We start from the raw sequence: 25,564 nt of genomic DNA on the forward strand, positions 1-25,564 counted from the left end.
GACCTCCCCTAAAGTAATGTGTACAAAACACCCGGAGTGTGTGTCCGGAAACGCAGACACACACTCTGTCAGGTGCTAACGAATAATGGTTCGGCCAGCCACTAGAAGGCGAATTCGATGCTGTTTAACGAATCTTTGTTGTCATTCTCGGGCCCATTCAATTGGATCTGGCTTAACCGGATTTCCGGGTTCTCGCAGATTTGCTTCAGGACAGCCAACAAATCCTTCGACATTTTGCGGATCATGGTCGCTTTGAACAATTTGGCGGCATATTGGAAGTTTCCGCGGATGGCGCCGTCATCTTCGGCCACCGACAAGGTCAGGTCGAATTGCGCGGCGACCGTCTGATCGAAGACGAACGGAGTCAGGCTGAGCGCATCCGCTTCAATTCCGCGATCCTCGGTATTTTGCAAGACGAACATCGTGTCGAACACCGGATTTCGGCTCGTATCCCGCTTCACGTTCAACTGTTCGACAAGCTCTTCGAACGGATAGTCCTGATACTCGAAGGCTCCCAGCGTCGTCTCTTTGACCTCCTCCAGATAGGAGAGGAACGTTTTGTCGCCCGCCGGATAGTTGCGGATCGCCAGCGTATTGACAAACATTCCGATGACCGGTTCGACATCCGCGTGCGTTCTTCCGCCAACCGGCGTTCCGACGATGATGTCTTCCTGTCCGCTGTATTTGGACAGCAGTACCGTATACGCAGACAGCAGAACCATATACAGCGTGCTTTCGCTATGGGCCGCCAGCTCGTTCAGCCGCTGCGTAAGAGCTTCGTCGGCTTCAAACTCAAGCTCCGCCCCCTCGAAGCTTCGGGTGGCAGGTCTTTCGTAATCGGTCGGCAGCTCGATGACGGGCAGTTCTCCCGCCAAGGCTTGCAGCCAGTACCCTTCCTGCTTCTTCACGCGTTGGGCATACGCCTCGGACTGCTGCCATGCGGCGTAATCCTTGTATTGAATCCGCAGAGGCGGCAGTTTCTCGCCCGCATACAGTCTGGAGAACTCCTCCTGCAAAATGCCCACGGAGGCGCCGTCCGAAATGATGTGATGCATATCCAGCATCAGAATGTGACGTTCCGGCTCCACTTCGACCAGTCCTACGCGAAGCAGAGGCGGCTTCCTCAAGTCAAACGGACGGACGAATCGTTTCGCAATTTCCACGGCTTCTTCCTGGGTCGCTTTGCTGTACTCTACGGCAAATTCGACCTCGCTATATACGCGTTGAACAGGTTCGCCGCTTGCCATCTCAAAACCGGTACGCAGCGTCTCATGACGCTCGATCAGTTGACGGAAGGCATTTTCGAAGCGGTCGCGATCCAGCGGTCCTTCGAGGGTCACGAAGCCCGGAATGTTGTAGCTTAGCTGCGCTCCTTCCAGCTGATGCAGAATGAACAGCCGCTTCTGTGCGGAGGAAACCGGGTAGTACTCCCGCTCTTCGACCACCGGGATGCCACTGTGTTCCTCGCGCTCCAGCCCGTCGATGACCTGAGCCAACGATTCAACCGTCGGGAAGCGGAAAACGTCCCGCAGCGGCAGATTGACGTTCAGCTCCTTGTTCACTTTGCTAGACAGCACCGTTGCGCGCAAGGAGTGGCCTCCCAGCTCGAAGAAATTGTCCTTCACGCTAATCGGCCCGGTTCCGAGCACTTCCTGCCAGATGCGTACCAATTCGGCTTCCACCGGAGTACGCGGCTCTACGAAATCGGCACCCGTCTGCACGCTTCCTTCCGGCGCCGGCAGCGCCTTGCGGTCGATCTTTCCGTTCGGCGTCAGCGGCATTTGCGCTAGCTGCACGAAGTAGGACGGAATCATATAGCCCGGCAGCTCTTGCGATAACGCGCCTCTCAGCTCGCTCACCGTCAGTTCCCGTTCTGCCACGAAGTACGCGCAAAGCTGTTGCTGCCCGTTTGCGTCTTCGCGAGCAATGACAATCGTTTCTTGAACGGAAGTGATTTTCAAAAGCTGCTCCTCGATCTCGCCTAATTCGATCCGATAGCCGCGGATTTTCACCTGATGGTCGATCCGGCCCAAATACTCGATGTTGCCATCCGGCAGCCAGCGGGCCAAATCGCCCGTCCGGTACATCCGCTCGCCCGCCAGGAACGGGTTGTCCACGAATTTCTCCGCCGTCAACTCAGGACGGTTCAAATAACCTCGCGCCAGTCCTGCGCCCGAGATGCACAGCTCTCCGGCCACACCGACCGGCAGCATGTGATTTTGCGAATCCACAATAAAGATTTGGTGATTCGCAATCGGACGACCGATCGGAACCGATCTCAGATCGAAGCCGTTGGACGAAGCCACCCATACGGACGTTACAATCGAAGCTTCCGTCGGTCCGTAGGCATTGAAATAGTGGACCTTGTCCTTCCACTGCTGAACGAATTCGACCGAAGCGGCGGAGCCGCCCGTAATGAGCTTCTTCAAGCTCGGCATGCGGTCCGGGCTCAGGTAGACAGCATAGGTCGGCGGCAGGATCGCTGCCGTAATGCCGTTCTCGTTCATGTAGCTTTCGAACAGCGGATAGTCCAGAATCGTATCCTTGGCCGGGATATACAAGGTTGCGCCAAAGAACAACGCCTTGTAAATTTCCCAGCACGAAGCATCGAACGACAAGCTTGCAAATTGTACGACCCGGTCTTCCTCGGTGATCCGCAGCGTTTCGGCGAACATGAGCTTCAAGCTGCAGAGCCCGTGATGCTCGACCATGACCCCTTTCGGCTTGCCCGTCGTTCCCGACGTATAGATCACGTACGCCAGATGATTCGGCCCGACGACCGGCTCCAGATTCGAGCCGTCTTCACTGTAGGCCTGCTCGTCATCCGCAGCGATGGCTTTCCCGGCGAACGAAACGTGTTCCAGCAAATGACGCTGAGTCAACAGCACTTGCGCACCCGAGTCTTCCAGCATGTACCGGATACGGTCTTCCGGATATTCCGGATCGATCGGTACGTAGGCGCCCCCGGCTTTCATGATCGCAAACACGCCGACGATCATCTCCAACGACCGTTCGATCATCAATCCGACCGGCTGATCCGCCTGCACGCCCTCCGCTCTCAGCGTCCGAGCCAGCCGGTTTGCCCGCTCGTTCAGCTCCCGGTAGGTGAGCTGTGTATTCTCGAAGACGACCGCCGCTTTATCCGGCGTTCGCTCCGCCTGCTCCTCGAACAGACCGTGAATCGTCTGCTCCCGGGCATACTCCGCAGCAGTGTCGTTGAACACGTGGATAATTTCCGACTTCTCCGCCGCGGTAGCCAACTCCAAGTCGCGTACGGAAGCTTGCGGGTCGGTGACGATTTGCTCAAGCATATGCAGCAGGTGCCCTTTCAGCCGCTCCATATCAGCCTGTTCAAGAACTAGCGCGTTGTAATCGAAACGCACGACAATTTCGTCTCCCGGGAAGACCGTCACGGTGAAGTTATAGTTCGTATGCTCCGCCACATCAACGTCCGTAATCGAGAGCGTACCGCTATCGTCGCCGCCCGCCTGCTCCACCTGTTCGTCCATCGGGTAGTTTTCGAATACCAGCAGATGGTTGATCAGCTCTTGCTTTTGAGCGATTTGAGCCTGAATTTCATACAGCGGATAGAAGTCGTAACGTCCGGATTCCAGCGCAGCCTCCTGCATTCTTCCCATCACGTCGGCAAAGCTTTCCTCCGGCTGGCAGACAACGCGAACCGGGATCGTGTTAATAAAGAGCCCGATCATTTCTTCGATGCCCGTAATTTCCGCCGGTCGGCCCGAAACAACGCTGCCGTACACCACATCGTCGGTTGTGTTATACTTCTGCAGAATGACGCCCCATGCCGCTTGCATCAGCGTATTCACCGTCACCCGGCACTGCTTCGCGACCCGGTTCATCCGAGCGCTTAGCTCTTTATCCAGCTGGCAAACGACATGCTCGGCCTCATAGCCTTCGCTTCGTTTTTGCGCTTTCTCCTGAGGCAGCGCCGTCTGACTCTCGTATCCCGCCAAGTACTCCGACCAATAGGCGGATGCCGCTGCACCGTCCTGCTTCTCCAGCCATTCGATATACTGGCTGTACGCCGGTGCCGCCTTATGCTCGGGACGATCGCCCTGAACGTAAGCCTCGTACGTTTCAAACAATTCTTTGACGACCAGAGGCAAGCACCAGCCGTCCATCAGGATATGATGGAAGCTCCAGAGCACCCGGTAGCTGGTTTCCTGTGTGCGGATGACCGCAACGCGTACCAGCGCATCCTGCTCCAGATCAAACCCGCGGGCGATGTCTTCTTGCTCCAGCCTTTCGACGGACGCCTGCTGCTCTTCCGCCGGCAAATGGCTCAGATCTTCATAGACGAATCCGATCCGCTTGTCGCGGTAGACGATTTGCAGAGGCTCCCCTCGCGGTCCGCTGAAGAAGTTCGTCCGCAGGATTGCGTGACGGGCGACCAGGTCGTTCCAGCTTTTGGCAAACAGCTCCGCATCCAGACTTCCTTGCACGGTAAAGCGCATTTGCTCGAAATACGCTCCAGCTTCCTTGTCCAGGGTTGTGTGGAACCACATGCCTTTTTGCATCGGCGTAAGTGTATAGATGTTCTCGATTTCCCCGACGTTGCGCGTCTGCGCGGAAATCTGCTCCAACTCCTCGACGGTGAGCCCTTTGAGCTGGACATCGCTCGGCGTCAGCTCCGCCCATTGTTTCGCCGCGCAATGCGCGATGATTTCCTGCAGGCTTTCCTGCAGCATGCCGGCCAACTCCTCCACCGTCTCGCGGTGGTATTCCTTCCGGCTGTAGCTCAGCTCAAGCGCCAGCGAACCGTCCGTGATCATGCCGTTGATGTCCAAGGCGAAGCTGCGGGCCTGCCGGTCGCTCATTTCCGAACCGCTCGAATACGGCGATAAGCCGATATCGTTATTGGACAGATCCTGATCGAATTGTCCGAGATAGTTAAAGCTGATCTCCGGCTCCGCTCCCCATACGGTACCATCCGGCTGTGCGGACAAGTAGCGGCATAAGCCGTATCCAATTCCCTTGTTTGGAATTCGGCGCAGATCCTCTTTCACTTTCTTGATCCGGGTAGACAAGCCTTTGCCCGGCTCCATCTGGAGCAGGACCGGATACTTGCTTGTGAACCAGCCCACGGTGCGCGTAATATCGATATCCGTCATGATGGATTCCCGGCCGTGTCCTTCCAGGTTCACCAGCAGACGATCGAGGCCGCTCCATTTCTGCACCGCCATGCCCAGCGCCGTCAACAGGATGTCGTTCATTTCCGTATTGTACGCCCGGTGGACTTTCTTCAAGAGCTGCTCCGTCTCCGTACGGCTCCATTGAATCGTGATAGATTCGCTATCCTGCTGTAAGGAACGATCAGATTGCTTATCCTTGGGCAGCGGCGCCACGGCGGTTTGGGCAATTTGCTCCCAGTACGCCCGCTCGTTTTCCATCGCCGGACTTTGCGCATACGCTGCGAGCTGATCGGACCACGTACGGAACGAATCGGTTTTCGCCGGAAGGCGAACCTCTTCTCCTTTGGCCGTCTGTTCGTAGCCGAGCGCGATATCCTCCAGCAGAATCCGCCAAGATACGCCGTCGACGACGCCATGGTGAATGACGAGAAGCAGATGATCGCCGTCCGCGCATTGGAACAGCCCCGCTTTAAACAGCGGTCCTGCTTCGAGGTCGATGCTGCTCTGAATTTCGTTCGCCTTGGCTTCGATCGCTTGCTCGCAAGACTTGACGTCTTTGAAGTCGACCACTTCCAGACTGTACAGCTCGCCTTCTTCAATAGCCCGGTTCCATGCGGTATAGCCGTTCTCCGCCTTGCGGAATACGATACGCAGTGCATCGTGATGCTCCGCAAGCTTCTGCAGCACTTGGCGAAGTGCCGCCTCTTCGAAGCGGTCCTTCCGATGCAGCATGAAGGCCTGATTGAAGTGATGCGGATCGGCTAACGGCTGTTCGAAGAACCAGCGTTGGATCGGCGTCAGCCCGACCTCTCCGGTCACTTCGCCCTGGTCGACCATGCGGGCCACCGGTTGAATATGCTGGCTAAGCTGCGCCAAGGTCGGATATTTGAACAAGTCGCGGATTTCCAGCTTGTACCCGGCCTGATGCAAACGGGACGACACCTGAATCGATTTAATCGAGTCTCCGCCAAGCTCGAAGAAGTGATCCGTCACCCCGACGCGCTCGGCCCCCAGCACCGCCTGCCATACGGCAGCCAAAGCCTTCTCCTGCTCGGTCCGCGGCGCTACATACTCCACTCCCACAGGGGCGTTTCCTTGCGGTGCGGGCAGCGCTCTGCGGTCGATCTTCCCGTTCGGCGTCAGCGGCATCCGCTCCAGTGGCACGAAGTGCGACGGAATCATATAGTTCGGCAGCTCCTGAGATAATGCCGCTCTCAGCTCGCCGACCGTCAACTCCCGGTCCGCTACGTAGTAGGCACACAGCTGCTTCTGCCCGCTTTCGTCTTCGCGCGCGATAACCGTCGCTTCCTGTACGGACGCCAGTTTCAACAGCTGCTCTTCGATCTCGCCCAGCTCGATCCGGTAGCCGCGGATTTTCACCTGCTCGTCGATCCGGCCTTTATATTCCAACGTTCCGTCCGGCAGCCATCTTGCCAGGTCTCCCGTCCGGTAGAAGCGCTCGCCTGGGAGGAAGGAGCTTTCCACAAATTTCTCCGCCGTCAGCTCCGGCCGGTTCAAATAGCCGCGCGCGACGCCGTCTCCGCCGACGATCAGCTCACCCCATACTCCAACAGGCAGCAGGCTCAGCTTGCTGTCGACGATGTACGCCGTAGAGTTGTTGATCGGCTTGCCGATCGGCACCGCTTCCTTCTGCTCGCCGACAATCGTATGTGTCGTGGAGAACGTCGTATTTTCCGTCGGACCGTATCCGTTGACAATGCTTAGCCCCGCATGCTCGCGCAGAACCCGATTAATATGCGGTACGGAGAGCACGTCTCCCCCGACGATCAAGGCTTTCAGTCCCGCGAACATTCCGCTGTCCTGCTGCGAAAGCTGGTTATACAGCGGCGCCGTCAGCCACATCGTGTTAATGCCGTACAGCTGAATCGCGTTTTTCAGGCTCGAAGCGTCCAGAATCGTTTCGTTACGCACCACATACAGTCTTCCGCCGTTCAGCAGCGCGCCCCATATTTCGAAGGTCGAAGCGTCGAATACAACCGCTCCGGTTTGCAAAATATGCGTCTGTTCGTTCAGTTCTACATAGTTGGTATTTTTAACCAGCCGCACGACATTCCGGTGCTCGACCATGACGCCTTTCGGCTTGCCCGTTGTTCCCGACGTGTAGATCACATAAGTCAGATGCTCCGGACCGTTGACCGTCTCCAGATTGGAACCGTCCTCGTGGTAAGCTTCCTCGTCGTTCAAATTGATGAGCTTGCCGGCAAACGTCGCGCGGTCCTGCAGATGCCCTTGGGCAAGCAGCAGCTTCGCACCCGAATCTTCCAGCATGTACCGGATGCGGTCCTCCGGATAATCCGGATCGATCGGTACATAAGCGCCTCCGGCTTTCAGGATCGCGATCATGCCAACGACCATTTCGAGAGAACGCTCGACCATCAGGCCTACCAGTTGATCCGGCTGCACGTCCGCTTCCCGCAAGGTGCGAGCCAACCGGTTTGCCCGTTCGTTCAACTCGCGGTACGTCAGCTGCTTACCCTCGAATGCAACGGCAAGGTGATTCGGCGTGCACTCCGCCTGTTCCTCGAACAGTTGATGAATCGTTTTGTCCGAAGGATAGTCGACTGCCGTAGCGTTGAACACGCGCTGAATGTGCTCCTTCTCTTCCGCCGTGATCATCTCCAGCGAAGCAAGCGGCGCTTCCGGAGCCTGCACGATGGCGGCAAGCAATTGCTCGAAATGCTTCGCCATCCGCTCGATCGTTTCCCTTGTGTACAGGGCGGTCGCATATTCCATGCTCAACTCCAAGCCTTCGCTGCCTTCCGTAACGTCCACGCTCAAGTCGAATTTCGCCACGGTATGCTCGCCCGGATACGGGGTCAGCCGCAGTCCTTCGAGCTGAAGCTCTCCGGTCTCTTTGTTTTGCAGCGCAAACAACGTATCAAACAGCGGGTTTCGGCTTAAGTCGCGGGCAGGCTGCGCTTTCTCCACCAGCTCTTCGAACGGGTAGCTCTGATGTTCGTAGGCTGCCAGCATCATTTCCTTCACTTCGTCCAGGAATGAACGGAACGTTTTCTTGCCGTCCGGGTAGCTGCGGATCGCCAACGTGTTAACAAACATCCCGATGATCGGCTGTAAATCGCCGTGCGTTCTTCCCGCGATCGGCGTGCCGACGACGATGTCTTCCTGACCCGTATATTTTTGCAGCAGCACCTTGTAGGCAGCCAGCAGCACCATATACAGCGTTGCACCGCTTTCCGCCGCGATCCGCTGCAGGCCTTCGCCGAGCTTCGGATCCAACTGGCGCTGAAGCAGGCTTCCTTCGAACTTCCGCACCGCAGGGCGCGGGTAATCCGTCGGCAGCTCGAGCACAGGCAGCTCGCCGCGGAATACGTCCAACCAGTAGGCCTCCTGCCGTTTCATCAGCTCCTGCTGCGCTTCGGACTGCTGCCATACCGCGTAGTCCTTGTACTGAATGCGCAGCGGCAGCAGGCTTTCCCCGTTGTACAACCGCCCGAACTCTTCGGTCAACACATCCGTCGAGACACCGTCGGAGATGATGTGGTGCATATCCAGCATCAGAACGTGCCGGTCCTTCGCCAGCTCGATCAAGCCTACGCGCAGGAGCGGCGGCTTCGCCAAGTCAAACGTGCGCACGAATCCGCGTACGATGTCTCCGGCTTCTTCCTCGCTCGCCCGATGATGCTCGACGGCGAAGTCCACTCCCTTGTACACCCGCTGCACCGGCTCCCCGTTCACCAGTTCGAAGCCCGTACGCAGCGTCTCGTGCCGCGTGATCAGCTGACGGAACGCTTCCTCCAACTGACCGCGGTCCAGCGCTCCATCGAGCACCAGCATTTCCGGCATGTTGTAGGTTTGCTCCGCTCCTTCCAGCTGCTGCAGGATGTAGAGACGCTTCTGCGCAGAAGATACCGGATAATGCTCCCTCTCCTCGACTGTCGGGATGGAAACGTATGCCTGCTCCTCCATCCGGGTAATCGCCTGGGCCATGTCTTCCACCGTCGAGCAGCGGAACACGTCCCGCAGCGGAAGCTCCACGTTCATCTCCTTATGCACTTTGCCGACCAGCAGCGTCGCGCGCAGGGAATGGCCGCCCAGCTCGAAGAAGTTGTCCTTCATGCCCACCTTCTCCAGCCCCAGCACTTCCTGCCAGATGTCGGCCAGCTTCTCCTCCTGCGGCGTCCGCGGCGCGACATATTCCACGCCTGTCTGCATGCTCGCATCCGGCGCCGGCAGCGCTTTGCGGTCGATCTTTCCGTTCGCCGTCAGCGGCAGCTGCTCCAGCTGCATGAAGTACGACGGGATCATGTACCCCGGCAGCTCCTGCGACAGGCTGCTCCGCAGCTCGCTCAGCTTCAGCTCGCTCTCCGCCGTGAAGTAGGCGCACAGCACCTTCTGGCCTTTTGCATCCTCCCGGACGACGACGACCGCTTCCCGCACGCCTTCCGCTTTCAGCATCTGCGTCTCGATCTCGCCCGTCTCGATCCGGTACCCCCGGATTTTCGCCTGGTTGTCGATCCGGCCGATGAAGTCCACGTTGCCGTCCGGCATCCACCTTGCCAAGTCGCCCGTCCGGTACAAACGCTCGCCTTCGACAAACGGGCTGTCCACAAACTTCTCTTCCGTCAGCTCCGGACGGTTCAGGTAGCCTCGCGCCACTCCGATGCCGCCGATGCACAGCTCGCCCAGTACGCCCACCGGCACCGGATTCAAGTGCGCGTCGACGATGTAGAACTTGGCGTTCAGCGCCGCTTTCCCGATCGGCACGTTCCCCGCCTCCGGCAGCTTGTCCAGCGGCTCGTCGTACAAGCTCGAATCGATCGCCGCTTCCGTTACCCCGTAAGCGTTGATGATTCTAAACTGCGAGCCGAATCGCTCTTGCAGCACACGATAGTCCGTCACGCTGCAGCTGTCGGAGCTTGTGATCAGCAGCTCCATCGAGCTCATGTCCAGCCCGTGCTCGGCCACATAGTCCATGAACGGCACGATAAGCGCCGGCGTCGATTCGAAGATCGTGATCTTCTCTTCGCTGATCCAGTAGTGCAGACGGGCCGGATCGATCCGGTCGTCTTTCGGGCAGATAACCATTGTGCCGCCGTTGTACAGCGTCCGCGCGATGTCTCCGACGAACACGTCGAACGAGAAGCTCGCCAGCTGCAGCAGCCGTACCGGGAACTGATCCAGACGATACTCCCGGCGGTATCCCGCCGCCGTATTGACCAGGCTGCGGTGCTCGATCATCACGCCCTTCGGACGCCCCGTCGTACCCGACGTATAGATCACATAAGCCAGATCGTGCGGCTCGTTCACGTTCGCCACGTTCGACGCGTCTTCGGCATACGCCGCTTCGTCGTCCAGGCAAAGCACCGCTTGCAGCGTCGGCTCTCCCTGCACCCATTGCCGTGCGCGTTCCTGCAGATGCGTTTGCGTCAGCAGCACCGAGGCTGCGCTGTCCTCCAGCATGAACTGGATGCGGTCGGACGGATAATCCGGGTCCAGCGGCACGTAGGCGCCGCCCGCTTTCCAGACCGCCATAGCGCCGACGAGCAGATCGGTCGAACGGTCGGCCAAAATGCCCACCAGTTGGTTCGGCTTCACGCCTTGAGCCTGCAGCGTGCGCGCCAAACGGTTCGCCCGTTCGTTCAGCTCCCGGTACGTCAGTCGGTCGTTTTCGTAGACGACCGCCATTGCCTCCGGTGTGCGCTCCGCCTGTTTCTCGAACAGCGCGTGGAACGCTTCGTTCTCCGGCGCATCCGGCGCGGCCGGGTTGAACACATGCTCGATCTGCGCCTTCTCTTCCGCCGTCAGGATGCCCAGCGACGCGATTTTCACCGCCGGATCGTTCACGATGGCCGCCAGCAATTGCTCGAAATGCTTCGCCATTCGTTCGATCGTTTCCCGCTTGTACAAGGCTGTTGCATATTCGAGACTGCACTCCAGGCCTGCGCTGTCCTCCATCACGTCGAGGCTCAGGTCGAATTTCGACATGCCGTACTCGGTCGGGTACGGTGTCAGGTGAAGCCCCGGAAGATGCATCTCTTTGTTTTCCGTATTTTGCAAGGAAAACATCGTGTCAAAGAGCGGATTGCGGCTCAAGTCCCGAGCCATCTGCAGCTTGTCCACCAGTTCTTCAAACGGATAAGTCTGGTGTTCAAACGCGCCAAGCGTCGTTTCCTTCACTTCCTCCAAATACGAGAAGAACGTTTTGTCCGCCGCCGGATAGTTGCGGATCGCCAGCGTATTGACGAACATCCCGATCAGCGGCTGCAGATCGGCATGGGTTCTGCCCGCAATCGGCGTACCGACGACGACATCCTCTTGAGCCGTATACTTTTGCAGCAGAACCGTGTAGGCGGAAAGCAGCACCATGTACAGCGTCGCGCCGCTTTCCGCAGCGATCCGCTTCAACCCTTCGCTGATTTCCGAACTCATGCGGAAATCAAGCGTATCGCCGGCATAGCTCTGCACGGCAGGGCGGGCATAGTCCGTCGGCATTTCAAGCACCGGCAGCTCCCCGCGGAACGCTTCGAGCCAGTAAGCCTCCTGGCGCTTCAACTGCTCTTTTTGCGCTTCGGACTGCTGCCATACGGCATAATCCTTGTACTGGATGCGCAGCGTCGGCAGCTCTTCCCCGCTATACAGCCGGGCGAATTCTTCCACCAGAACATCCGCCGAGACGCCGTCGGAAACAATGTGATGCATATCCAGCATCAGGATGTGCCGCTCGGGCGCCAGCTCGATCAAGCCTACCCGCAAAAGCGGCGGCTTCGCCAGATCAAACGGACGAATGAAGTCGCGCACGATCGCTTTGGCTTCTTCTTCACCGGCCTGAACCGTTTCGACGGCAAACTCCACTTCCCGATAGATCCGCTGTACCGGCTCGCCGTCCACCAGCTCGAAGCCCGTCCGCAGCGTTTCATGACGCGCAATCAGCTTGCGGAACGTCTCTTCGAACCGCTCGCGGTCCAGCGCTCCTTCGAGCCCCATCACGCCCGGCATGTTGTAGCTTTGGGCCGCGCCTTCCAGCTGATGCAGGATAAAGAGACGTTTCTGAGCCGAGGAAACCGGATAGTACTCCCGTTCTTCGACGACAGGAATCGCATCGAATGCCTGCTGCTCCAGTTGGCCGATCGCCTCCGCCAATTGCTCGACCGTCGGGAATTGGAAAATGTGCCGCAGCGGAAGCTCCATATTCAGTTCCTTGCGTACCTTGCTGGCCAATGCCGTTGCACGCAGCGAATGTCCGCCCAGCTCGAAGAAGTTGTCCTTCACGCCAACCTTCTCCAGCCCGAGCACGTCCTGCCAGATGCGCGCCAGCTTGGCCTCCGTCGGCGTCCGCGGCGCGACGTACGCTCCGCCCCCATGCATGCTTCCTTCCGGAGTAGGCAGCGCTTTGCGGTCGATCTTCCCGTTCGGGGTAAGCGGCATCTGCTCCAGCTGAACGAAATACGACGGGATCATATAGTTCGGCAGCTCCTGCGACATCGCCGCTCTCAGTTCCGCAGCCGAAAGCTCTCTTTGCGCTACAAAGTAAGCCACGAGCTGCTGCTGTCCGTTTGCGTCCTCGCGCGCGAGAACAATCGTTTCCTGAACAGCGTCGACTTTCGCCAGCTGCGTCTCCACTTCTCCCAGCTCGATCCGGTAGCCGCGAATTTTCACCTGATGGTCGATCCGGCCCAAGTATTCGAGATTGCCGTCCGGCAGCCAGCGAACCAAGTCGCCCGTCCGGTACATCCGCTCACCCGGTTCAAACGGATTGTCGACAAATTTTTCCGCCGTCAGCTCGGAACGGTTCAAGTAGCCCCGTGCCAGCCCGACGCCCGAGATGCACAGCTCCCCGGCCACGCCGACAGGCAGCATCCGGTTGTGCGAATCCACGACGTAAATGCGGTGGTTCGCAAGCGGCCGGCCGATCGGTACCGACTTTCGATTTCCGAAACCGTCCGATGCCGCGTCCCAAATCGACGTGACGATCGAGGCTTCCGTCGGCCCGTAGGCGTTGAAGTACCGCACCTTGTCTTTCCACTGCTGAACGAATTCGACGGAAGCCGCCGAGCCGCCCGTGATCAGCTTCTGCAGGCTTGGCATCCGGTCCGGATTCAGGTAAGCCGCGTAAGTCGGCGGCAGGATCGTCGCCGTAATGCCGTTCTCGTTCATATAGCTCTCAAACAGCGGATAGTCGAGAATCGTCGTAGATGTCGGAATATACAGCGCAGCGCCGAAGAACAGCGCTTTGAAAATCTCCCAGCACGACGCATCAAATGACAGACTGGCAAACTGCACGACGCGGTCCCGCTCCGTGATTTGCAACGTGTTCGCAAACATCAGCTTCAGGTTGGACAGGCCGTGGTGCTCGACCATAACCCCTTTCGGCTTGCCCGTCGTTCCCGACGTATAGATCACGTACGCCAAATGATTCGGTCCGACGACCGGCTTCAGATTCGAGCCGTCTGCGCTGTAAGCCTGCTCGTCGTCCACCGCCACAAACGTCCCGGCAAACGATACGCGTTCCTGCAAATGACGCTGTGTCAGCAGCACTTGCGCACCCGAATCCTCCAGCATGTACCGGATGCGGTCCTCCGGATATTCCGGATCGATCGGAATATAGGCACCGCCGGCTTTCATAATCGCCATCATGCCGACGACCATCTCCAGCGAGCGCTCGACCATAAGGCCTACCAACTGATCCGGCCGCACTCCGGCATCGCGCAGCGTCCGCGCCAAACGGTTCGCCCGCTCGTTCAGTTCCCCGTACGTAAGCTGCGATTGCTCGAACACAACCGCCACCGCATTCGGATTGCGCAGCGCTTGCTCTTCGAACAGCCCGTGAATCGTTTGTTCCTGCTCGTATTCCGCCACCGTATTGTTGAATACGTGGATAATCTCCGCTTTCTCCGCCTCGGTCGTCAGCTCCAGCTCGCTTACGGGAGTGTTCGGGTTCGCCGTAACCTGTTCGAGCACGTAGACAAGATGCCCCATCAGCCGCTCCATGGCAGACTGCTCGTACACGGACGCATTGTAATCGAAACGGACGACAAGCTCTTCTCCCGGCATCACGACCAAAGTAAAGTCATAGTTCGTTTGTTCCGCAATGTCGACATCCGTAATCTTAAGCTTTCCGTTCTCGTCGCCGCCCGCCTGCTCGATCTGCTCGTCCATCGGGAAGTTCTCGAAGGCCATAATATGGCTGATCAGATCCTGCTTTTGGGCGCTCTGCGCCTGAATTTCGTACAGCGGATAGTAGTCGTAGCGTCCGGACTCCAAGGCCGCTTCCTGCACGCGCTTCATCACGTCGGCAAAGCTTTGCTCCGCCTCGCAGGAGACGCGGACCGGAATCGTGTTGATGAATAGCCCAATCATCTCTTCGATGCCCGGAATTTCCGCCGATCTTCCGGAAACGACGCTGCCGAATACCGCATCGTCCGTTCCGTTATACTTCTGCAAAATAACGCCCCAAACTGCCTGCATCAACGTATTGACGGTCACCTGATGCTGCTTGGCAATCCGACTCATCCGTTCGGTCAAGCTATTGCCCAGCGGGCGGAGGACATGGGCTCCCTCGTACTCTCCGTCCTTTTTGTGCAATTTATCTTGAGGCAGCGTCGTCTGGCTGTCGTACCCTGCCAAGTACCCGGACCAATAACGGGCGGCCGCTTCCACATCCTGTTTCTCCAGCCATTCGATATAGTGGCTGTAGGACGGAGCCGCAGGCCGTTCGGACAGATCGTTGTGCATGTAAGCCTCGTACGTGTCGAACAGCTCTTTGGCGATCAGAGGCAAGCACCAGCCGTCCATCAAAATATGATGGAAGCTCCAGAGCACATGGAAGCTTTCTTCCTGCGTACGGACGACTTTCACCCGCATCAGCGCATCCTGCTCCAGATCGAAGCCGCGGGTTTTGTCCTCGTTCACCAGTTGATCGAGATACTTGCTCCATTCGGCCTCGGCCAGATGGCGCAGGTCCTCATAAGCAAACTCAACCGGCTTGTAACGGTAGACGATCTGCAGCGGTTCCCCTCTCCAGCCGCTGTGGAAGTTGGTGCGCAGCACCGCATGCCGCGCCGCCAGCTCGTTCCAGCTGCGGGCGAACAGCTCGATATTCAGAGCGCCCTGAACGTTAAATAGTGTTTGCTCGATATAGGCGCCGCCATGCCGGTTCAGGGTGTTGTGGAACCACATCCCTTTTTGCATCGGCGTAAGCGCATAGATGTTCTCGATGTCCCCGATCTGCTGCGTTTGGCCGGAAATTTGCTCAAGCTCCTCCACGCTCAGGCCTTTGAACTGAACGTCGCTCGGCGTCAATTCCGCCCGCTCTTTCGAAACGCAGTGAGCGATGAGGTCGCGCAGGCTTTCCTGAAGCGAAGCGGCCAGACGCTCCATCGTCTCCCGGCGGTATTCCTTGCCGTTGTAGCTCAGTTCAAGCGACAGCGTTCCGTCTGCAATCATGCCATTGATATCCAGCGCGAAGCTTCGCTTTTGACGGTCGCTCGACTGCTTGCCGCCCGTATGCGCCGATACCCCGATGTCGCTGTTTTGCAGATCCTGATCGAATTGTCCGAGATAGTTGAAGCTGACTTCCGGCTCCGCGCCCCACGCGATATCGTCCTTGGCTTCGGACAAGTACCGGCCTATGCCGTAGCCGATCCCTTTATTCGGGATTTGACGCAGGTCTTCTTTCGTTTTCTTGAGCAGATAGGACAGGTCTTTGCCTTGCTCCAGCTCAAGCACAACCGGATATTTGCTCGTAAACCAGCCTACGGTGCGGGTAATGTCGATATCCGTCATGATGGACTCCCGGCCGTGGCCTTCCAGGTTCACCAGCACCCGGTCGAGACCGCTCCATTTCTGTACGGCCAGCCCCAACGCCGTCAACAAAATATCGGTGATTTCGGTGTTATACGCGCGATGGACGCCCTTCAACAACTGCTCCGTTTCTTCGCGGGCCCACTCTACCGAAATGGATTCGCTATCCTGCTGCAAGGAAGCGTCCACCTGCTCGTCCTTAGGCAGCGGCTGCACCTTCGTTTGCGCGATGCGCTGCCAATAGGCCAGCTCGCGGTCCATAACCGGACTTTGCGCATACGCCGCAAGCTGCTCGGACCAAGTGCGGTACGCATCCGTTTTCGCAGGCAGACGAAGCTCTTCTCCCTTAACGGTCTGCTCGTAGGCGATGGCGAGATCCTCCAGCAAAATGCGCCACGATACGCCATCTACCACTCCATGATGGATGGCGATCAGCAGATGGTCGCCATCTGCGCATTGGAACAGCCCCGCTTTGACAAGCGGTCCCGCTTCCAGATCGATGCTGCCCTGGATTTCGTTCGCTTTGGCTTCGACCGCTTCCGCGGACGCCTCGACCCCTTTGAGATCGACCACTTCCAGACCGTAAAGCTCGCCGTCTCCGACCACCCGGTTCCATGCAATGTAGCCGTTCCCGGACTTGCGGAATACGATGCGCAGCGCATCGTGATGCTCCACAAGCTTCCGAAGCACCTTGCGAATCGCCGCCTCGTCGAAGCCGTCCTTGCGGTGCAGCATGACCGATTGGTTAAAGTAATGCGGCTCGGCAAACTGCTGCTCGAAGAACCAGTGCTGGATCGGCGTCAGCGCGACATCGCCGCTTACCTCGCCTTGATCGGCCATCCGCGCCACCGGCCGGATATGCTTGCTCAGCTGCGCGACGGTCGGATATTTGAACAAGTCACGGATTTCCAGCTTGTACCCGGCCTGATGCAGGCGGGACGAAACCTGAATCGACTTGATTGAATCTCCGCCGAGCTCGAAGAAGTGATCCGTTGCTCCGACGCGTTCGGCACCCAGCACCGCCTGCCATACGGCGGCGAGCACTTTTTCCTCCTCGCTCCGAGGCGCGACGTAGTCGGCTCCCGCCGAAACATTTCCTTGCGGAGCGGGCAGCGCCTTACGGTCGATCTTTCCGTTCGGCGTCAGCGGCATCCGCTCCAGCTGTACGAAGTGCGACGGGATCATGTATCCCGGCAGCTCGCCGGACAGTTCCCCTCTCAGCTCACCCACCGACAGCGTCCGGTCGGCTACGAAGTACGCGCACAGTTGCTTCTGTCCGCTTGCGTCGTCGTGAGCGATGACAATCGCTTCCTGAACGGACGCGACTTTCAGCAACTGCTCTTCGATCTCGCCGAGCTCAATCCGGTAACCGCGGATTTTGACCTGATGGTCGATTCGGCCCAAATACTCGATCGTTCCGTCCGGCAGCCACTTGGCCAAATCGCCCGTCCGATACATCCGCTCGCCCGGCTCGAACGGATTGTCCACGAATTTCTCCGCCGTCAGGTCGGGACGGTTCAAATAGCCACGCGCCAGACCTACGCCTGCAACGCACAGCTCGCCGGCCACGCCGACGGGCACCTGTTGATGATGCGCATCGACAATATAAATCCGATGATTGACGACGGGACCTCCGATCGGCACCAACTTCAGCTGGCTGACGTCTTCGGTCGAAGGCGTCCAAATGGTCGTGCAGATCGAGTCCTCCGTCGGACCATAGGCGTTGAAATATTTCACTTTGTCTTTCCACTGCTGTAGCAGCTCCAAGGATGATGCGGAGCCTGCCGTGATCAGCTTTTTGAAGCCCGGCATGTGGTCCGGGTTCAGGTAGACCGCATAGGTCGGCGGCAGCGTAGCGGTCGTAATGCCGTTATCGCTCATGTACCGCTCGAACCATTGATAATCCAGAATCGTTTCCTTCGTCGGGATGTACAAGGTCGCGCCGAAGAACAGCGTTTGGAATACTTCCCAGCACGATGCGTCGAACGACAGGCTGGCGAATTGAACGACCCGGTCCTGTCCGGTCATTTGCAAGGTGTTCGCAAACATCTGCTTTAAACTGCACAGCCCGTGATGCTCGAGCATTACTCCTTTCGGCTTGCCGGTCGTCCCCGACGTATAAATGATGTACGCCAAATCGTTCGGACCCGCGACGGACTCCAGATTCGAGCCATCTGCGGCGTATGCCTGCTCGTCATCCACCGTGACGACGTTCCCGTCAAACGATACTTGCTCCTGCAAACGACGCTGGGCCAGCAGCACTTGCGCGCCCGAGTCCTCCAGCATGTAGCGGATGCGGTCCTCCGGATATTCCGGATCAATCGGCACATAGGCTCCTCCGGCTTTCAGGACGGCAAACATGCCCACAACCATTTCCAAAGAGCGCTCAAGCATGAGTCCTACAGGCTGATCCTTCCGCACACCCAGAGCCTGCAACGTGCGCGCCAACCGGTTCGCCCGTTCGTTCAATTCCCGGTACGTCAGCTGCCGGTCTTCGAAGACAACAGCCGGGTGATCCGGCGTGCGCTCCGCCTGTTCCTCGAACAATTGGTGGATCGTTTTGTCCGCTTCATAGTCTGCTGCCGTAGCGTTGAACACGTGATGAAGCTGAGCCCGCTCCTCCGCCGTCAGCATCTCCAGCGCGGCAATCGGCGCTTCCGGAGCCTTTGCGATCGCAGTAAGCAATTGCTCCAAATGCTTCGCCATGCGTTCGATCGTTTCCCGTGCATACAAGGAGGTCGCGTATTCCAGGTTGCACTCCAGCCCGCTGCCGGTTTCCGTCACGTCCAGCGTCAGATCGAATCTCGCGATCGTATTGCCGCTCGGATACGGAGCCAGCGTAAGCCCGTCAAGCTGAAGCTCCTCGTTTTCCGTATTTTGCAGAACGAACATCGCGTCGAAAATCGGGTTGCGGCTCAAATCCCGGGGCACCTGCAGCTTCTCCACCAGTTCCTCAAACGGGTAGCTTTGATGCTCGTAGGCTCCCAGGGTCGTTTCCTTCACTTCGGCCAGGAACGAACGGAACGTTTTCCCGCCGGCCGGATAATTGCGGATGGCCAGCGTGTTAACAAACATCCCGATCAGCGGCTGCAGATCTCCGTGCGTTCTTCCCGCAATCGGCGTGCCGATGACGATGTCTTCCTGACCCGTATATTTTTGCAACATGACGTTGTACGCAGCCAGCAATACCATGTACAGCGTCGCTCCGCTTTCCGCCGCGACCCGCTTCAAGGCCTCGTTCAGCCCGGCGTCCAGACGGAAGGAAAGCGTGCTTCCCTCGAATTTCCGCACCGCAGGGCGCGGGTAATCCGTCGGCATTTCAAGCACGGGCAATTCGCCACGGAACATGTCCAGCCAGTAGGCTTCTTGGCGTTTCACCAGCTCCTGCTGCGCTTCGGACTGCTGCCATACCGCAAAGTCCTTGTATTGAATGCGCAGCGGCAGCAAGCTTTCCCCGTTGTACAACCGTCCGAACTCTTCGGTCAACACATCCGTCGACATGCCGTCGGAGACGATATGGTGCATATCCAGCAGCAGGATGTGCCGGTCCTTCGCCAGCTCGACCAAGCCTACGTGCAGGAGCGGCGCCTTCGCCAAGTCAAACGTGCGCACGAATCCGCGTACGATGTCCCCGGCTTCTTCCTCGCTCGCCCGATAATGCTCGACGGCGAAGTCCACTTCCTTGTACACCCGCTGCACCGGCTCCCCGTTCACCAGCTCGAAGCCCGTGCGCAGCGTCTCGTGCCGCGCAATCAGCTCACGGAACGCTTCCTCCAATCGGGCGCGGTCCAATGCCCCTTCGAGCACCAGCTCGCCGGTCATATTGTAGCTTTGCTCCGCCCCTTCCAATTGGTGCAGGATGTAGAGACGCTTCTGCGCAGAAGATACCGGGTAGTACTCCCTTTCCTCGACCGTCGGGATGGAAACGTATGCCTGCTCCTCCATCCGGGCAATCGCCTGGGCCATGTCTTCCACCGTCGAGCAGCGGAACACGTCCCGCAGCGGAAGCTCCACGTTCATCTCCTTATGCACCTTGCCGACCAGCAGCGTCGCGCGCAGGGAATGGCCGCCCAGCTCGAAGAAGTTGTCCTTCATGCCCACCTTCTCCAGCCCCAGCACTTCCTGCCAGATGTCGGCCAGCTTCTCCTCCTGCGGCGTCCGCGGCGCGACATATTCCACGCCTGTCTGCATGCTCGCATCCGGCGCCGGCAGCGCTTTGCGGTCGATCTTTCCGTTCGCCGTCAGCGGCAGCTGCTCCAGCTGCATGAAGTACGACGGGATCATGTACCCCGGCAGCTCCTGCGACAGGCTGCTCCGCAGCTCGCTCAGCTTCAGCTCGCTCTCCGCCGTGAAGTAGGCGCACAGCACTTTCTGGCCTTTTGCATCCTCCCGGACGACGACGACCGCTTCCCCCACGCCTTCCGCTTTCAGCATCTGTGTCTCGATCTCGCCCGTCTCGATCCGGTACCCCCGGATTTTCGCCTGGTTGTCGATCCGGCCGATGAAGTCCACGTTGCCGTCCGGCATCCACCTTGCCAAGTCGCCCGTCCGGTACAAACGCTCGCCTTCGACAAACGGGCTGTCCACAAACTTCTCTTCCGTCAGCTCCGGACGGTTCAGGTAGCCTCGCGCCACTCCGATGCCGCCGATGCACAGCTCGCCCAGTACGCCCACCGGCACCGGATTCAAGTGCGCGTCGACGATGTAGAACTTGGCGTTCAGCGCCGCTTTCCCGATCGGCACGTTCCCCGCCTCCGGCAGCTTGTCCAGCGGCTCGTCGTACAAGCTCGAATCGATCGCCGCTTCCGTTACCCCGTAAGCGTTGATAATTCTAAACTGCGAGCCGAAGCGCTCCTGCAGCACCCGGTAATCCGTCACGCTGCAGCTGTCGGAGCTGGTAATCAGCAGCTCCATCGAGCTCATGTCCAGCCCGTGCTCGGCCACATAGTCCATGAACGGCACGATAAGCGCCGGCGTCGATTCGAAGATCGTGATCTTCTCTTCGCTGATCCAGTAGTGCAGACGGGCCGGATCGATCCGGTCGTCTTTCGGGCAGATAACCATTGTGCCGCCGTTGTACAGCGTCCGCGCGATGTCTCCGACGAACACGTCGAACGAGAAGCTCGCCAGCTGCAGCAGCCGTACCGGGAACTGATCCAGACGATACTCCCGGCGGTATCCCGCCGCCGTATTGACCAGGCTGCGGTGCTCGATCATCACGCCCTTCGGACGCCCCGTCGTACCCGACGTATAGATCACATAAGCCAGATCGTGCGGCTCGTTCACGTTCGCCACGTTCGACGCGTCTTCGGCATACGCCGCTTCGTCGTCCAGGCAAAGCACCGCTTGCAGCGTCGGCTCTCCCTGCACCCATTGCCGTGCGCGTTCCTGCAGATGCGTTTGCGTCAGCAGCACCGAGGCTGCGCTGTCCTCCAGCATGAACTGGATGCGGTCGGACGGATAATCCGGGTCCAGCGGCACGTAGGCGCCGCCCGCTTTCCAGACCGCCATAGCGCCGACAAGCAGATCGGTCGAACGGTCGGCCAAAATGCCCACCAGTTGGTTCGGCTTCACGCCTTGAGCCTGCAGCGTGCGCGCCAAACGGTTCGCCCGTTCGTTCAGCTCCCGGTACGTCAGCCGGTCGTTTTCGCAGACGACCGCCATTGCCTCCGGCGTACGCTCCGCCTGTTTCTCGAACAGCGCGTGGAACGCTTCGTTCTCCGGCGCATCCGGCGCGGCCGGGTTGAACACATGCTCGATCTGCGCCTTCTCTTCCGCCGTCAGGATGCCCAGCGACGCGATTTTCACCGCCGGATCGTTCACGATGGCCGCCAGCAATTGCTCGAAATGCTTCGCCATTCGTTCGATCGTTTCCCGCTTGTACAACGCCGTTGCGTATTCGATCCCGCATAGGAAGCCGTCGCCGCTTTCCATGATGTCCAAGCTCAGGTCGAATTTCGACGTATGTTCTTCAACCGGGTACGGCGTAAGCTGCAAGCCCGGCAGGTGGAACTCCTTGTTCTCCGTATTTTGCAGAGTAAACATCGTGTCAAAGAGCGGATTGCGGCTCAAGTCGCGGGCCAGCTTCAGCTTGTCCACCAGCTCTTCGAACGGATAATCCTGGCGTTCGAACGCGCCAAGCGTCGTTTCCTTCACTTCCTCCAAATACGAGAGGAACGTTTTGTCCGCCGCCGGATAGTTGCGGACCGCCAGCGTATTGACGAACATCCCGATCAGCGGCTGCAGATCGCCGTGCGTTCTTCCCGCAATCGGCGTACCGACGACAACGTCCTCCTGGCCGGTGTACTTTTGCAGCAGGATCGTGTAGGCGGCCAGCAGCACCATGTACAGCGTCGCGCCGTTGTCCGCCGCGATCCGCTGCAGGCCTTCCCGTTTCTGCGCATCGAGCTCGAAGCGGAGCGCATTCCCGTCATAGCTCTGCACGGCAGGGCGGGCATAGTCCGTCGGCATTTCGAGCACCGGCAGTTCCCCGCGGAACGCTTCAAGCCAGTAGGACTCCTGGCGCTTCAACTGCTCTTTTTGCGCTTCGGACTGCTGCCATACGGCGTAATCCTTATACTGGATGCGCAGCGCCGGCAGCTCTTCCCCGCCGTACAGACGGGCGAACTCTTCCACCAGAACGTCCATGGAAATCCCGTCGGACACGATATGGTGCGTGTCGAACATCAAGAGATGGCGTTCGGGCGCCAGCTCGATCAAGCCTACCCGCAAGAGCGGTGGCTTTGCCAAGTCGAAGGCGCGGATAAATTGCTTCACCGCTGCGTCGGCTTCTTCCTCGTTCGCCCGGATATGCTCTACCGCAAACTCCACTTCGGGGTAGATCCGCTGCATCGGCTCCCCGCCTATCATCTCGAAGGCGGTTCGCAGCGTCTCATGCCGCGCGATCAGTACCCGGAACGCTTCTTCGAGCCGGTTGCGGTCGAGCGCTCCTTCGAGCAGCGTCACGCCTGGCATGTTGTAGCTTTGCTCGGCCCCTTCCAGCTGATGCAAAATGTAGAGCCGCTTTTGCGCGGACGATAGCGGATAAACTTCCCGTTCTTCCGCGGCAGGAATCGAGCTGTATGCCTGCTCGCCCATTCCGCTGATGGCCTCGGCCAGCTTTTCGACCGTAGGATACCGGAATACGTCCCGCAGCGGCAGGCTGATGTTCAACTCTTTGTGAAGCCGGCTAACCATGGTCGTCGCGCGCAGCGAATGGCCACCAAGCTCGAAGAAACTGTCTTTGACGCTTATTTTTTCTATCTTAAGAATTTCTTTCCAAATTTTAACGATTCCGGCTTCCAGCTCCGTCCGTGGCTCCACGAACTCCACGCCGGTCTGCATGCTTTCTTCCGGCGCAGGCAGCGCTCTGCGGTCGACCTTACCGTTCGTAGTGAGCGGCATCTGTTCCAGCTGCACAAAATAGGACGGAAGCATGTAAGCAGGCAGCTCCTGTGACAGGGTGCTTCTTACTTCGTTCGCCGGAAGCGAACGATCCGCCACGTAATAAGCGCACAGCTGCTTCTCGCCGTTCGCGCTTTCCCGTACGACGACCGTTGCCTTCTCGATAGCGTCCAATTTCAGCAGGTGCGCTTCGATTTCGCCAAGCTCAATCCGGAAACCGCGGATTTTCACCTGGTCGTCGATCCGTCCGACGTACTCAATCGTGCCGTCCGGCAGCCATCTGGCCAGGTCTCCCGTCCGGTACATCCGCTCCCCGGGAACGAACGGATTGTCCGCGAACTTCTCCGCCGTCAGGTCAGGACGGTTCAGGTAGCCTCGGGCCAGGCCGTCCCCAGCCACGCATAGCTCACCGGCCACGCCGATCGGCTGCAGCTTGTTTTGACCATTTACGATATAAATCGCCGTGTTGCTGATCGGGCCTCCGATCGGGACGCTGACAGCCCCGTCTTCGACTTCGTGCACATCGTAGCTCGTCGCAAAGACCGTGCTCTCCGTCGGGCCGTACACGTGCTTGATTTTCCCCGGCCCCAAATGGCCGAGCGCTTTGCGCACATGGCTGACCGACACGCGTTCCCCGCCGAACAAAACGGCGCGCGCATGACGCAAGCAATCCGGATTCATATCGGCAAGAACGTTGAAAAACGCGGTCGTAATGAACATCACCGAAATTTGCTGCTCCTCGATCAGACCGGCCAATTTCGCCACATCCAGCACGGTTTCCTTAGGCACAAGGACCAGCTTGGCTCCGTTCAATAAAGCGCCGAAAATGTCGAAGGTCGAACCGTCGAAGGAATAGCTCGACAATTGCAGCAGCTTATCCTGCTCGGTAATGTCGACGTAATTCGTATTTTTGACGACGCGAATAATGTTGCGGTGCGTCGTTAAGTTCCCTTTCGGCTTGCCCGTCGTACCCGACGTGTAGATCACGTAGGTCAAATGCTCCGGACCGTTGACAGGCTCCAGATTGGAGCCGTCCTCATGGTAAGCTTCCTCGCCGTCAAGGCGAATCCATGTGCCGGAAAAAGAAACGCGCGTCTGCAGATGCCCTTGCGAAAGCAGCACCTGTGTACCCGAATCCTCCACCATGTAACGGATGCGCTCTTCCGGATATTCCGGATCGATCGGCACATACGCCCCGCCGGCTTTCAGAATGGCCATAATGCCCACGATCATGTCCAGCGAACGCTCCACCATAATGCCGACCAGTTGGTCCGCCTGCACGCCTGCGTTCCGCAGCGTTCTTGCCAGGCGGTTGGCGCGCTCGTTCAGCTCGCCGTACGTCAGCTGCCGGTCTTCGAAAGCAACCGCCACCGCATCCGGACGGCGCTCCGCCTGCTCCTCGAACAACCGATGGATCGCGGTGTCCCGGGGATAATCCGTGCCGGTTTGATTGAAGATGTCCAGCAATTGATGCTTCTCGGTCTCCGACAACAGATCGACCTGTCCCAACGCGAGATCCGGCTGGAACAATACGACGGAAAACAACCGGTTCAAATGGTCGACCGTTTGCGCCATGAACGATTCGGTGTACAGATTCCCGTTATATGTTAAATGGAGTCGGACTGCATCCTTGTCCAATTCAAATTCGAATACCGCATCCGAAACCGCGCTTTGCCGATAATCCGTAATATGAAGCTGCTTCAACGCAACAAGCGTGTTGACGACAGGCACGCCGTCCGCATATTGCAGCTCCAGACGTTCCGCCATCAGGCGAAACGGAACGTTCTGATGGTTAATGGCAGCCGTAACCGAGGTTTTCGCTCCGCCAAGCAAAGCTTTAAAGGTGCTGTCATCGCGGACTTCTTCCCTGAGAATAACCAATTGGTTGACGGGACGCCGGGCCTCGTTTGGCTTGGTGACGACAGGCATCCCCACCAAAATCGAGCTGTTGCTTGTATATTTGTATAGTAAGCTTTGGACTCCCGTCAGCAAAATCATATAGGCGGCCAAAGGCGCGCCTTTGCTCATTTGAACGATCCGCTCGGAGACCTCGCCGGACAATGCGACGGACATCGTCCGGTCCAGGCCGGGAGCTTGATTCGGAGCTTTGCTGTAAGGAAGTGCCGTAGGCGTATTTTCTTCACCTTCGAATACCTTGTTCCAGAACGCGGTTTCTCTCTCGAATGCTACCTTCATCGCTTCTCTAGTTCTCCTTCCATAGT

General features: G+C 58.5%; 1 protein-coding gene and 2 pseudogenes. All 3 read right to left on the bottom strand.

Annotated features, from left to right (window positions below; translation table 11 throughout):
* Positions 1-101 precede the first annotated feature (101 nt).
* On the bottom strand, positions 102-12,278 hold the full coding sequence (locus NI000_RS37305; RefSeq protein WP_301292302.1) for a non-ribosomal peptide synthetase: 12,177 nt from the start codon (positions 12,276-12,278) through the stop codon (positions 102-104).
* A pseudogene (locus NI000_RS37310) lies at positions 12,252-18,572 on the bottom strand (amino acid adenylation domain-containing protein); the annotation flags it as partial. The pseudogene NI000_RS37310 and the gene NI000_RS37305, both read right to left, overlap by 27 nt.
* Positions 18,555-25,541, bottom strand: a pseudogene (locus NI000_RS37315) (amino acid adenylation domain-containing protein); the annotation flags it as partial. The pseudogenes NI000_RS37315 and NI000_RS37310, both read right to left, overlap by 18 nt.
* Positions 25,542-25,564 lie beyond the last annotated feature (23 nt).

The organism is Paenibacillus tyrphae (assembly GCF_024158745.1).
In the GTDB taxonomy this organism is placed as follows: Bacteria; Bacillota; Bacilli; order Paenibacillales; family NBRC-103111; genus Paenibacillus_G; species Paenibacillus_G tyrfis_A.